The following is a 12,987-nucleotide window of genomic DNA, read 5'->3' as shown; positions in this document are numbered from 1 at the left end:
CCCGGCTGCGCGCGCTGCTCGACCGCTGGACCGAGTACGCCACGGCTCCGCTGTTCGCCGGCGGCTGTTTCCGGGCCGCGAACCTGGCGGACTTCGACAGCAGGCCGGGCCCGATCCGCGACGCGCTGTTCCGCGACCAGCAGGAGTGGGTCGCGACCATCGCGGGCGAGCTGGGGCACGCCGTCGCCGAGGGCGAGGTCTCCGGTCTGGACACCCAGCTCGCCGCCTTCCAGATCGACGCCCTGCTGTGCGCCGCCAACACCGCCCTGCGCATGGGAGACGCGGACGTGGTGGACAAGGTCTACCGTGCCGTGAACGGGATGCTGGGCCTCTGACCGGCCCTCCTGAGGAGGGCCGGTCATCCGGGGCCCGGTCACCCGAGGAGGGCCGGTCATCGCCTCAGCGGCCCGCCCCGGCCCGCTTGGGCAACAGGAAGATGAGGACGGCGGTCACCGCGGCGACCACGAACGTGCCCAGCGACGCCATCGCGAAGGCGTGCCCCGCGGCCTCCACCGGCCCGTCCGCCTGGGGGTGGAAGGAGTTGAAGAACACCGCGCCGATCACGGCGACGCCGAGCGCGCCGCCGACCTGCTGAGCCGTGGACAGCGACCCGGAGGCCATCCCCACCGACTCCGGCTTGATCCGGCTCAGCACGGTGTTCAGCAGCGGCGTGATGAGCAGGCCGCCGCCGACGCTCTGCAGCATGAGAGTGGGAATCACCAGCGCCGGAGTGAGCCGCGGGCCGAACAGCAGCACGACCGTCGTCGTCAGGTATCCGAGGGCCAGGATGATCGCGCCGACCTCGAGCACGCGCCGGCCGTACTTCGGCACGAGCCGGCCCGCCACCATGCTGAAGATGAAGAAGACGGTCGCGGCGGGCGTGTACACCAGCCCCGCGCCCAGCGCCGACATGCCGAGGCCCTGCTGCATGGCGACCGACAGCGACAGGTAGTACGAGCTGAGCAGCGCGTACACGGCCAGGACCAGCACGATGCCCAGCGAGAACGAGCGCTGGGCGAACAGCGACAGCGTCATCAGCGGATCGCCGCCGCGGCCGGCCACGGCGCGTTCGATCACGACGAAGACCCCGAACGCGATCAGGCTCGCGGCGAAACACGCCCAGATCCACCACGGCCAGCCTTCCTCCCGCCCCTGGATCAGCGGGAAGACAGCCAGCAGCAGCGCGACGCTGAGCGCCAGCATGCCGGGGATGTCGAGCTTGCGGGCCGCGGGAGAGCGCGACTCCGGGACGTACGCCAGGGCGAGCAGGAGCGTGACGACGCCGATCGGCACGTTGACCCAGAACACCGCCCGCCAGTCGGAGCCGAAGATGTCGGCTCCGATCAGCAGGCCGCCGACGAGCTGGCCGCTGATCGTGGCCATGCCGATCACGACGCCCAGGACGCCGAAGACCCGGTGCCTTCCCTTCTCGGGGACCAGCACCGTGACGACGGCGAACACCTGGGGGACCATCAGGGCCGCGCCCACGCCCTGGACGACTCGCGCGGCGATGAGCGTTCCCGGGCTCGGCGCCATGGCGCACGCGATGGACGACAGCGTGAATATCGCCATGCCCAGGACGTAGATCCGCTTGCGGCCGAACAGGTCCGCCACGCGACCACCCGTGATCATCAGGGTCGCGTAGCTGAGCTGGTATGCGGCCAGAATCCATTGCAGGTCGCCGACGGAGGCGCCCAGATCGGCCGCGATCGACGGGGCCGCCACCACGACGATGAACGAGTCGAGGATCGCCATGAACATGCCGACCATGACGAGCGACATCGCTCCCCAGGGGATCGCCGCCTCCTCCGTCGGCGCCGCGGGGGCGATCACCTGTTGCCGGTCCCTGGTCACATGACCTCCCTGTTCCTGCGCCTCTCGCACTGCGCCTGCCGTACGTGGGACTCCCCGCCGGCCCTCGGCACGACGGGACACGAAGAGAACAGGAAGAGCATACGCCCGTACGTATTTCTTCTTCAACGCTCTCATGGCGACGGGCCGGCGGCGGGAGCCGCCGGCCCGTGCGCGGAGCCGGGACCGGGAGGTGTGGCCGGTCGGGCCCGGCCGGTCAGGCGTGCCGGGGAGCGCCTTCGCCGGACCCGGCCCGGTCGCGGCCGAGGACGCCGGCCAGCGCCTTGACCATCTCCGCCGCCATCACCGCCTGCCCGGACGTGGAGAAGTGGATGCGGTCGGCGCTCAGCAGCGTGTCGCGGTCGTTGACCGGGTGGCCCCACATGTCGATGACGACGGCGCCGTACTCGGCGGCCAGGCGGCGGACCATGTCGTTCAGCGTGGTGACCCGGTCGCGCCAGTCGGGGAAGACCGGCACGACGAAGGCCCGGCCCAGGGTGAACGTGGTCAGCCGCGCGCCGGTCCCCGCCGCCAGGTCGTACATGCGCCGCAGCGTCGCCTCGATCTCGCCGAAGTCCGGCTGCCGGCGGATGATGTCGTTGGCGCCGCACGGCACGTGCAGGAGGTCGGGAGCGAACTCGAGCATCCGTCCGGCCTGCTTGTCGAGCGTCTCGCCGGTGGTCGCCCCGACCTCCGCCGTGTTCAGGTACTCCAGGTCCGGCCGGACGCGCCGCAGGATGCCGGCGAGCCGGTCGGACCACCCCTGGTCGAGATAGCCCGGACTGGGATCTCCGGTGCCGGCCGACAGGCTGTCCCCGATCACGGCGTATCGGCGCCAGGGGGCTCCGGACAGCATCCTGACGGCGTCCTCCGCCGTGACGCAGTAGGGGTCCGTCTCTTCGGTCAGACCGATGTGCGCGGTGGTATCCATTGAAAAAGAATACGATCGACCGTATTCATCAGCAAGGAGCCGCCACGCCTCGGGCCCCCGGGACGTACCGCGCGCCGGCCCGAGGCGTACGCCTCACTGACCGCCGGCGGAGGACCCGGCCCGCGGGTTCACCCGCGGGGCGCCCTGCGCGGCCCGCCCGGCCCGGCCGGACAGGATGAACGCCCTCGGGTCGGGGCGCCGGGTGGCCTTCCAGTAGGACGTGCCGGTCCCCGGCCACGAATGCCGGTTCTGTCCGGTGTGGTCGAGGAACCAGCTGTGGCAGCCGCCGGTGTTCCAGACCGACCGGTTGAGCTTGCCGTGCAGCCAGGCGTTGAACCGGCGCTGGACCTCCGCGCGCACCTCCAATCGGGTGGCCCGGCGCGCCTTCATCATGCGGAGGCACTCGACGATGTAGTGGAGCTGCGACTCGATGACGAACAGGATCGACTGCGCTCCGCCGCCGGAGTTGGGCCCCATGATCATGAACATGTTCGGCATCCCGGCGACGGTCATGCCCAGGTAGGCGGTCATGCCGTCGCGCCAGGCCTCCTGGATCGACAGCCCGTCCCGGCCTTTGATCGGGATGTCGGCGCACCGGTTGTGGGTGCGGAACCCGGTGCCGAGGATCACCACGTCCGCCTCCCGGACCTCACCGGACGCCGTCCTGATGCCGGTCTTGGTGAACTCGGCGATGCCGTCGGTGACCAGGTCCACGTCCGGGCGCAGCAGCGCGGGGTAGTAGTCGTTCGACAACAGGATGCGCTTGCACCCGATCTTGTACCGGGGGGTGAGCTTGGCGCGCAGTTCCGGATCGGGAACCTGCTTGTCCAGCATGCGCCGCGACGCCAGCTCCAGGATCTTGACGAACCGCGGGTTGAGGAAGGCCAGGACGGGGAGTTCGTGCGTCCAGTACGCGACGTTCCGGTAGAGCCACTGCGTGAACGGCAGCGTACGGAAGAGCCGGTGCTCCCAGGTCTTGAACGGCCGGTCGGCCTTGGGCAGCATCCAGTGCGCGTTGCGCTGGTAGACGTCGACGTGCGCCGCGACTCCCGCGATCTCCGGGATGAACTGCACGGCGCTCGCCCCGGTGCCGATCACCGCGACCCGCTTGCCCGCCAGTTGCACGGAGTCGTCCCACATGGCCGAGTGGAAGACCGGGCCCTTGAAGCGGGCCATGCCCGGGAAGTCCGGGACGTTCGGCAGGTGCAGCGCCCCGTGCGCCAGCACGACGACCCGCGGCCGGTACTCCTGGCCCGACCGGGTGCGGACCCGCCACCGGTCGTCGGCCTCGTCGAACTCGTACGACACCGCCTCGGTGCCGAACCTGATGAAGGACTCCAGGTCGTGGTCCTTGGCGACGCTCGCGATGTAGTCGAGGATCTCCGGCTGTCGCGCGTACATCCTGGACCATTTGCGGCTGGGGGCGAAGGAGTAGGAGTACATGACGCTCGCCACGTCGCACGCGCAGCCCGGATAGGTGTTCTCGCGCCACGTCCCGCCGACGCCGTCGGCCTTCTCCAGCACGACGAAGTCGGACATGCCGGCTCGGAGCAGTTCGATCGCCATGCCCAGCCCGGCCATTCCGGCCCCGACTATCAGGACGTCCGGTGTCTCGGCCGATTCCGTCTCCGCTGGCGTGAATCCCATGGGACCTCTCCTCACCTGCCCGGTCGTCGACGGCGAAGGTCCGGGGCACCGGACATCGCGGCCGTTGCGGCACCCATGGTCCACAAGCCCCCTGAAACACCGCTGTCCGTCGGCGGGGCCGGGTTTCAGAGGCACGTCAGGCCGGGTTGGGACAATCGCCGGGCGAATCGCGCAGACGGCGATGACGAGAGATCGGATCGCGCGTGGACTCTACAGACTCGAAGACGCCGCTCGACGTCGTGGCCGCGGACACCGGGGACCCGGATCCGGCCGAACCGCCGGAGCGGCACGCGCACATCATCGTGATCGGCGGAGGACTGGCCGGCGTCGCCGCCGCGGTCCGCTTCCGCCTCAGGGGGTGGGACGACTTCCTGATCCTGGAACGCGGCGACGACGTCGGCGGCACCTGGCGTGACAACACCTATCCCGGGGCGGCGTGCGACGTGCCGTCCCACCTGTACTCGTACTCCTTCGCCCTCAATCCGGACTGGACGAGGTCGTTCTCGGAGCAGACGGAGATCCAGGACTACATCCGCCGGGTGGCGCACCGGTACGACATCCGCCGCAGGCACGTGTTCGGGTGCGAGGTCACCGACGCCCGCTGGAACGACGCGGCCGGGCGGTGGGAGCTGCGCACCTCCAAGGGACGGTTCACCGCCGCCGTCCTGGTGGGCGCGTGGGGCGCGCTCTGCGAGCCGGCGCTGCCCGACATCCCCGGGCTCGACACGTTCGGCGGGCCAATCTTCCACTCGGCCCGCTGGAGCCACGAGGCGGACCTGACCGGCAAGAGGGTCGCGGTCATCGGCACCGGCGCCTCCGCCGTCCAGATCGTCCCCGCCATCGCGGACCAGGTCGCCGAGCTGCGCGTCTACCAGCGCACCGCCCCCTGGATACTGCCGCGCCTGGAACGCCGCTACACCAAGCCGGAACGGCTGGCCTTCCGCCATCTGCCGTTCTACCGGCGGCTCGTCCGCTCGGTCCTGTACTGGGCGCACGAGGCCCAGGTCGTCGGCCTGGCGAGGCGGCCGATGCTGCTCAAGCCCGTGGAGCGCCTGAGCAGGGCCAAGCTGCGGTACGAGGTGCGCGACCCGGAGGTACGCCGGCAGCTGACGCCCGACTACCGCCTGGGCTGCAAACGCATCCTGCTGTCCAACTCCTACTACCCCGCCTTCAACCGTGAGCACGTGCGCCTGGTGACGGCGCGGATCGACAAGGTGGGCGCCGACTCCATCGCCACCGCGGACGGCGGCCTCCACGACACCGACGCCATCATCCTGGCCACCGGGTTCCAGGTGACCGACTCCCCCACCTACCGCAAGATCTTCGGCAGGCACGGCAGGAGCCTCGGCGAGGTGTTCGACGACGTCGGCCGCAAGTGTTACAAGGGCACCGCCGTCGCGGGCTTCCCGAACCTGTTCATCCTCGTGGGCCCCAACACCGGCCTCGGCCACAACTCGATGATCTTCATGATCGAGTGCCAGGTGAACTATCTGGTCGAGGCCGTCGAGACCATGCGGCGGCGGCGCATCCGATCGGTGGAGGTGCGCGCGGACGCCCAGGACCGGTTCTCGCGGACGCTGCAGGACAAGCTGGCGCGCAGCGTGTGGAACACCGGGCGCTGCGCCAGCTGGTACATGGACAAACACGGCGCCAACACCACGATGTGGCCGGGCTTCTCCTACGAGTTCCGGCAGGTCACCCGCACGTTCGACCTCGACGCCTATCACACTTCCCACGCGGAGACCCCATGACCAGGAGAACCGGAACGACCCGTTTCACGGGAAAGGTCGCCGTCGTCACGGGCGCGGGCTCGGGGATCGGGCGGGCGCTCGCCCTGCGCCTCGCCGGGTCCGGCGCCGCTCTGGCGATCTCCGACATCGACGCCGCCGGCCTGGCCGAGACCGCCGACCGGTGCAAGGCCGGGGGCGCCGACGTCAAGGCCGACCACCTGGACGTCACCGACCGGGACGCGGTCGTCTCCTACGCCGGTGACGTCATCACCCGGTTCGGGAGGGTGAACCAGCTGTACAACAACGCCGGCATCGCCTACTACGGCGAGGTCGAACGGGCGCGCCTGGAGGACGTCGAGCACATCTTCAAGGTCAATTTCTGGGGCGCCGTGTACGCCACCACCGCCTTCCTGCCCCACCTGGTGGCGTCCGGAGACGGGCATCTCGTCACCGTCTCCAGCCTGTTCGGGCTCATCACCTTTCCCGGCCAGAGCGCCTACAACGCCTCCAAGTTCGCCGTCCGCGGGTTCACCGAGGCGCTGCGCCAGGAGATGCTGGCCGCCCGGCACCCGGTGCACGTGACCTGCGTCCACCCCGGCGGCATCAGGACGGGGATCACCCGGCGCCTGGCGGTCGCCGACGGCCTGGACGGGGACGCGATCGCGGGCGTCTTCGACCGGCGGCTGGCGTTGCACAGCCCCGAGATGGCCGCCGCCGTCATCCTCGACGGCGTGCGCAGGCGCAGGGCGCGGGTCGTCATCGGCGCTGAGGCCAAGGCCCTCGACTGGCTGGCCCGGGTCACGCCCGCCGGATCACAGCGGGCCGGCGTGCTGATGGCCCGGCTGCTCGGGCTCTCCCCCTCGCCCCGGAGCGCGCTGTGACGGCGATGCCGACGCTTCCGCTGCCGCTCGCGTCCGCGCTGCTGGCGCCCTACTACCGCCTGACCTTCCACCACCGGGTGCCGTGGCCGGTCCAACGCGCTCTGCTGAACGCCGTGGCGCGCCTGCAACCCCTCCCGGCGAACACGACGGTCTCCAGAGCGTGGCTGGGGGGCCGTCCGGCCGAGCGGGTCGTCGTCGGCGCCGCCCCCTCGTCCGAGGCCGTTCTCTACCTCCACGGCGGAGGTTTCACCACGGGGTCGCCCGCCACGCACAGGTCGCTGGCCGCCCACCTCGCCCGGGAGATCCGCCGTCCCGTCTACCTCCTGGACTACCGCCTCGCGCCCGAGCATCCGTGCCCGGCCGCGCTGGACGACACGGTCGCGGCCTTCGACGCGCTGGCCCGTGTCGCGAACTCGGTCGCCCTGGCGGGCGACTCCGCGGGCGGCGGCCTCGCCCTCGCCGCCGCCCAGGTGCTGGCCGCCCGGGGAACGGCGCGGCCGGCCGCGCTGGCCCTCGTCTCCCCCTGGGCGAACCCCGGCGTCCAGGCGGACCGGCGCCGGGATCTCGTGGTCAGCCGCACGTGGGCCTTCGCCTGCGCGGCCGCCTATCTCGGCGACGGCGACCCCGCCGACCACCGCTACGCGCCCGCGCTGGGAGCGCTTGCCGGGCTTCCACCGACCTACCTGCACACCAACACGCGGGAACTGCTCTATTCGCAGTGCCGTACGCTCGCCTCCGCGCTGCGCGCGGCGGGGGTCGAGGTGCGCTACGTCGAGCACGCCAGGCTGTGGCACGCCGCCCAGGCGCAGGCGGGCCTGGTCAGGGCGGCCGCCGAGTCGGTGCACGACATCGGCCGTTTCCTGACCGGCGTCTGGTCCGGGCTCCGGCAGGGCGCCGGGCCCGGACACGGCTCGGAGCCCTGACGAACCGGGCTCCTGCCGCCGGAGCTCCAGGCCGTCAGGGCGCCAGGCCGTCAGAGCTCCGGCGGAGCCTCCACCGCGCGGGTCAGGACCGCGACGACCTGGTCGGGTCCGAGGGCGTCCAGGCGTTCCAGCTCGGCCAGCACGTCCGGCGGTCCGCCGGTGGACAGGAACTTGCGGCCCACGATGGCGCCGTGGTCACGGCGCGTCGCGGGGCCGGCCGAACCGGTGAAGGCGTCGCGGCTCTCCGTGGCGGCCGCGCCGTCGGCCAGTTCGACGGTGACCCTGGCGCCGATCGCCATGGTGGCCTGCTCGAACGTCTCCTCCGGGCCGCCCAGCGCGGCCAGCAGGCCCGGCGCGGCGTCGCCGGTCCACCGCACGAACTCCGGCCAGTCCAGCGCCCGGTCCCCGGCCCGGCGCAGCGACTCGCCCAGCGGCGAGGTGGCCTGCGCCATCCGGATCGACAGGTCCATGTCGTGCTCGACCACGACCTTCTCCGCCAGGGCCCAGCGCTCGGGGTCGGCCAGGGCCGGGGGAGTGAGGTCCGCGGGCCCGAACGCCCCGGTCAACAGCAGTGTGGCCACGCCGTACCCGACCGACAGGGTCGCGGCCGCGACGTTCGTGCGGGGGCCGTCGAGGTCCCGGGCCACCTTCTGCTCCATCTGCCAGGTCAGCAGCGACCCGTGGACGACCACCCGGCGGACCCGGGAGGCGTCGACGGCGCCGAGCCGCCCCTGCAGCCACTCGTGCAGCCGCTCGGCGCAGTCGAACGCGGCGTGCAGGTAGGCGCTGCCGGGGAAGCGCTTGTAGGTCAGGGTGTCGGTGTGCCACCGGCGGCCGAGCCCGGTGGTCACGATCTCCGGCAGCGGGACGGCCGACAGCGCCGTCAGCAGGCCCTCCGGGTGTTCGAGGATCGTGGCCGGCCCGGTCAGGCCGTGCGCCGCGCCGTCGCACCCGTCGAGCGCCATGCGGACGGCCGTCGCCGCCGACAGCGCCTTGACGTCGCTGGTCACGACCGCGTGGTGGAGGGGGACGGGCAGGGTTCCCAGCGCCAGCCCCAGCCCCGCGACCCATTCGCCGGGAGCGGCGTCGCGGGCGCGGAGGCGGGCGGCGGCCGCGCCGGCCAGGTGGCAGTGGGTGTTGGTCTGGCCCCGGAAGAACGGGCTGAGGATCGTCGCCGCGGTGATCCTCGCGGCGCACTCGTTGGCGGTGACGATCGTGGCCAGCAGCGCCCGCCCGTCCAGCCGCTCCGGTCCGGCGTGCGCGATCGCGACGTTCACGCCTCCCGTCGAGACGTGCCCCGCGTAGGCGACCTCGTCGAAGTCGAGCGCCGAGGCCAGGGCGGCCAGCACGCAGGCCGACCGGGCGGGGTCGGCCTGCAGCGGCGGCCCGAAGGCCGCGACGATCGCCCGTCCGGCGGGATGGCGCAGCGACGCGCGCACGGCCGCCAGGTTGGAGATGAGCTGGCTGCGGGCCGCCGCGAGCGTGGCCGCGGGGATGTCCCCGTACGTCACCGCGTGCGCCCAGGCGGCGAGCCGCGCCGTTAGGCTCGCGGGCGGCTCGGCAGGCTCCGCGGAGGTGACGCCGGCGGGCCGGGTGGTCGTCATGACCCGCCTCCCCTCCCGTTCACGCCGTCGGGCGACATGGCCTCGATGTGCCGGTAGGAGCGCTCATGCCAGACCAGCGGACGGCCCTGCCCGACCCGCGTGTTCGTGAGCCGCCCGTACACCACGACGTGGTCGCCGATCTCGTCCAGGGAGTACAGGTCGCACCACCCGACCGCGAGCGCGCCGGCGATCACCGGGCTTCCGTCGACGAGCTGCACCTGGCCCTCGATCCCGGCGAAACGCGAGCCCTCGCCGGGCGACCGGCTGAACCGGTCGGCCAGGCCGGCCTGGTCGTCGGTGAGCAGATGGACCGCGAAGCACCCGGCGGCGCGGATCGCGGCCAGGGTCTGGGAGCAGGGGCGCACGCAGCACATCAGGAGAGGAGGGTCCATCGACACGCTGGTAACGGTGCTCACGGTCGTCCCCGACCAGCCGGACGGGCCGCACGAGGTGACCACGGCGACGCCGGCGGCCAGCTTGCGGCAGTAGTCGCGGAACGGCTCGGCGCCCAGGGACGGAGCGCTTCCCCGCACGGAACTCGCACTGACCACGCGATCACCTCTCACTGAACCACGACGGCGCGTCGGCCGCGGTGAGGACGGTCAGTGCGGCCGGGACGACGTGGACGTCGTAGGACGGGGTGGTCCGCGGCATGAGCTCCCCGTCGTGCTCGTACAGCAAGGGCTGTCCGTCCAGGCGCGCGACGGTGATCCGTTCGCCGCGCCCCCACCGCACCCCCGGCACGTCGTAGACACGGCCGTACAGCGCGGCCTGCCCGAACTCGTCCATGTCCACGGCGGCGGTGACGACGGTGATGTCGAGCTTCCCGTCGTCCACGATCGACTCCGGGACCAGGTGCAGCAGGCCCCCCCGGTAGCGGAAGCCGGCCACGATCGTCTCGATGACGTCCCCCTCGTAGACGACCTCGCCGTCGACGGTCACCCGGCCCGGGTACGGCACGTAGCCCTCCATGGCGGCCAGGGCGGCCGCCATGAGCAACTCCCGCCCCCTCCCCGCCATCCTCCTGGCCGCGAGCAGGGTCTCGGCGAACAGACCGCTGCCCGAGCCCAGCAGCACCAGGTGGTCGTTCTGCTCGATCCTGGCCAGGTCGATCGTCCGGCTGACGGCCTCTCCCCGCAGCGCCGACCCGGCCACGCTCTCCCACGGCTGGTCGTTCCACAGACCCCGGTAGCTGGAGTTACCGGTTCCGGCCGGCGCGATCAGGAGTGGGGGAAGCGCGGCGACGCCCGTCTCGCGGGCCTGGCAGAGGCCGGCGGCCACCTCCGAGACCGTGCCGTCGCCGCCGACGGCGACGAGGATGTCCGGAGGAGTGGCGGCGGCGGCCAGCTTGTAGGCGATGCCGGCCGCGTCGCCCGCCGCCGTGGTCGCGAAGACCTCCACGTCGGCGGTGCCCACCTCCCTCATGGCGTTGACGGCGGCTTCGCCGTCGCCGCCGGCCGCCGGGTTGACGACCGCGGCGACGCGCACCTGCTGATTCATGTTCACACCTTTCGCGACGCTCCGGCGTCAGTCGCGTCTGCGCACGACGCGAAGACGCGCGCCCTGCTTGGGGATCATGGTGATGTGGCGCATCGCGCTGCCCTCGTCACCGGGGTCGACTGTCTCCAGGTCCACCGCGCGCAGCAGCGCGGCCATCACGTTCTCCACTTCCACCTGGGCGAACGTCGCGCCGAGGCAGCGGCGTACGCCGCCGCCGAAGGGGATCCAGGCGTTCTGCGGCGGGCTGCCCTCCAGCCACCTCTCCGGGCGGAAGCGCCGCGCGTCGGGACCCCACAGCCGGGGATCGATGTGCACGGCGCCGACGGACGGCAGCACGGAGACTCCGGCGGGCAGCCGGTAGCCGGCCAGTTCGATGGGCTCGGTGAGGCGCCGCGCGACGTTGTGGATCACGGGCCGGACCCGCAGCGCCTCCTTGAAGACGGCGGTGCGGTAGGGGTCCTTCGGCTCGTCCAGTCCGTCGCGCACCCGCGCCAGCACCCGTGGGTGACGCACCAGGCGTTCGAACAGCCAGGCGAGGGCGACCGCCGTCGTCTCGTGCCCGGCGACCAGGAGCGTCATCACCTCGTCGCGTACGACCACGTCGTCGGGCTCGTCCTCAAGCAGCATGGACAGGGCGTCGGAACGGCTGCCGCGCGACGGATCCCGGCGCCGCCTGGCGATCTCGGCGTGGATCAGCTCGTCGGTGTGGTCGAGACTGCGTACGTAGTCGCGCCACGGCCACACCTTGCCCAGCTCGGGCCGGATCCAGACCAGGATGTCGGACAGGCGGATGTCGGACACGCGGCGCAGCGCGCGGCCGAGCTCGTCGGCGCGCCGCAGGTCGTCCACGCCGAACACGAGCCGCACCATGATCTTGAGGGTGAGCGCGTAGGCCCGCTCCAGGAACCTGAAGGGCCGGTCCACCGGCCAGCTCCGCGCCTCCTCCGCCGCCATCTCGCGCATCGCCTCGGCCATCGTGGCGATCCGCTCGTGGTGGAAGGGCGGCATCATCCGCTTGCGGGCCGGCTTGTGCTCCGGCGCGTCCAGCGTCAGCACCGAGTGGCGGCCGACGATCGGCACCAGGAGGGAGTTGCCCTCGCCCGCGTGGAAGACCTCGGGCGCGCCCCGGAAGACCTCCCGGATGTGGTCGGGATCGCGCAGGATGACGAACGGGCCGCCGGGCACGACCCGCAGCGTGACGATGTCCCCGAACCGGTCGTGCATCTCCGGCAGGTAGTGCTGACGGCCGTGCCGGAAGCGGATGGTCTGCCACAACACCGGGTGAGACGGACCCGGCGGCATCCCCTCCGTCGAGGCGTCGACCGACACGCGGCCGATCGACGCCGACGACATCAACCGCTCGTTGGCGGTCGCGTTGTCGCTGCCCAGGCTGTCCATCGGTGTTCCTCTCTGAGGGGACGCGACGTCACGACACGTCGGACACGGCGGTGAGATGCGACAGATAGCGGTCCAGGGCGCGGTCCACGAGACGTCCCCGGGGCACCCACGGGCCCTTCGCCCGGATCCAGGGCAGGCGACGCGCGGCGTGCTCGTCGCCGTGCTCGTCGCCGTGCTCGTCGCCGTGCGCGATCCAGGACGCGAGCCGGGCGCCGTGGTAGACCGAGGCCGCGAGCCCGTGCCCGTTGCACCCGCCCGCGTAGTACAGCTCCGGTTCGTGCGGATGGCGGCCGACGACCGGCAGGCCGTCGCGCGTCACGCCGATCGGTCCCGCCCACACCGACTCGAGCTCCACCTCGGCCAGGAGCGGGGACAGTTCCCGTACCGCCGCGCGGAGCTTCCCGGGGAACGGCGCGGACGAACCGTACGGCCCGCGCCGGATCGCCCCTCCGCCCACCACGAGCCGCCCGTCGGAGGTGAGCCGGAAGTACGGCGCCAGCTCGCCGTGCCCGATCAGCGGCT

11 protein-coding genes and 1 pseudogene are annotated in these 12,987 nt (G+C 72.2%); 4 read left to right on the top strand and 8 right to left on the bottom strand.

Annotated elements, in window-relative coordinates; genetic code table 11:
• Positions 1-335: pseudogene (locus AB0J39_RS32985) on the top strand (TetR/AcrR family transcriptional regulator); the annotation flags it as partial.
• Positions 336-399: 64 nt separating this feature from the next.
• Here AB0J39_RS32985 and AB0J39_RS32980 read toward each other — a convergent pair.
• The 3 genes from AB0J39_RS32980 to AB0J39_RS32970 all read right to left on the bottom strand — a co-directional run bounded on the left by AB0J39_RS32980 (position 400) and on the right by AB0J39_RS32970 (position 4,429).
• The gene (locus AB0J39_RS32980) at positions 400-1,854 is read right to left on the bottom strand and encodes an MFS transporter (RefSeq protein ID WP_363471929.1); all 1,455 of its coding nucleotides are present in this window, start codon (positions 1,852-1,854) and stop codon (positions 400-402) included.
• Between the two features lie 214 nt (positions 1,855-2,068).
• On the bottom strand, positions 2,069-2,782 hold the full coding sequence (locus AB0J39_RS32975) for an SGNH/GDSL hydrolase family protein (protein ID WP_363471928.1): 714 nt from the start codon (positions 2,780-2,782) through the stop codon (positions 2,069-2,071).
• Positions 2,783-2,875: 93 nt separating this feature from the next.
• Positions 2,876-4,429, bottom strand: coding sequence for an NAD(P)/FAD-dependent oxidoreductase (locus AB0J39_RS32970; RefSeq protein WP_363471926.1), 1,554 nt, complete (start codon positions 4,427-4,429; stop codon positions 2,876-2,878).
• A 203-nt stretch (positions 4,430-4,632) separates the two neighbouring features.
• Here AB0J39_RS32970 and AB0J39_RS32965 point away from each other — a divergent pair, with 203 nt between their 5' ends.
• The 3 genes from AB0J39_RS32965 to AB0J39_RS32955 are packed head-to-tail and all read left to right on the top strand — an operon-like array spanning position 4,633 to position 7,963.
• The gene (locus tag AB0J39_RS32965) at positions 4,633-6,180 is read left to right on the top strand and encodes an NAD(P)/FAD-dependent oxidoreductase (protein WP_363471925.1); all 1,548 of its coding nucleotides are present in this window, start codon (positions 4,633-4,635) and stop codon (positions 6,178-6,180) included.
• Positions 6,177-7,040 carry an SDR family oxidoreductase gene (locus AB0J39_RS32960; RefSeq protein WP_363471923.1) on the top strand — a complete coding sequence of 288 codons (864 nt, stop codon included), beginning with the start codon at positions 6,177-6,179 and terminating at the stop codon, positions 7,038-7,040. The genes AB0J39_RS32965 and AB0J39_RS32960 overlap by 4 nt, the downstream gene beginning before the upstream one ends.
• Positions 7,041-7,045: 5 nt before the next feature.
• Positions 7,046-7,963: an alpha/beta hydrolase fold domain-containing protein gene (locus AB0J39_RS32955; RefSeq protein ID WP_363471931.1), complete on the top strand. Its 918-nt coding sequence runs from the start codon at positions 7,046-7,048 to the stop codon at positions 7,961-7,963.
• Between the two features lie 50 nt (positions 7,964-8,013).
• Here the strand turns inward: AB0J39_RS32955 and AB0J39_RS32950 are convergent, their stop codons facing one another.
• The 5 genes from AB0J39_RS32950 to AB0J39_RS32930 all read right to left on the bottom strand — a co-directional run.
• Entirely contained in the window at positions 8,014-9,567 is a 1,554-nt protein-coding gene (locus AB0J39_RS32950) for an MmgE/PrpD family protein (protein WP_363471921.1), read from the bottom strand.
• Positions 9,564-10,118, bottom strand: a complete 555-nt coding sequence (locus tag AB0J39_RS32945; protein WP_363471919.1) for a flavin reductase family protein — start codon at positions 10,116-10,118, stop codon at positions 9,564-9,566. The genes AB0J39_RS32950 and AB0J39_RS32945 overlap by 4 nt, the downstream gene beginning before the upstream one ends.
• A gap of 4 nt (positions 10,119-10,122) precedes the next feature.
• A complete protein-coding gene (locus AB0J39_RS32940) occupies positions 10,123-11,067 on the bottom strand; it encodes a diacylglycerol kinase family protein (protein WP_363471917.1) in 945 nt (314 codons plus the stop codon).
• Between the two features lie 27 nt (positions 11,068-11,094).
• Positions 11,095-12,465 carry a cytochrome P450 gene (locus AB0J39_RS32935; protein ID WP_363471915.1) on the bottom strand — a complete coding sequence of 457 codons (1,371 nt, stop codon included), beginning with the start codon at positions 12,463-12,465 and terminating at the stop codon, positions 11,095-11,097.
• 28 nt (positions 12,466-12,493) lie between these two features.
• Positions 12,494-12,987, bottom strand: a 494-nt coding sequence (locus AB0J39_RS32930) for an FAD-binding oxidoreductase (RefSeq protein WP_363471913.1), incomplete at its 5' end; no start/stop codon positions are given.

This window comes from Microbispora sp. NPDC049633 (genome assembly GCF_040675265.1).
Classification (GTDB): Bacteria; Actinomycetota; Actinomycetes; order Streptosporangiales; family Streptosporangiaceae; genus Microbispora; species Microbispora maris.
This window is presented reverse-complemented; position numbering and strand designations above follow the sequence as displayed.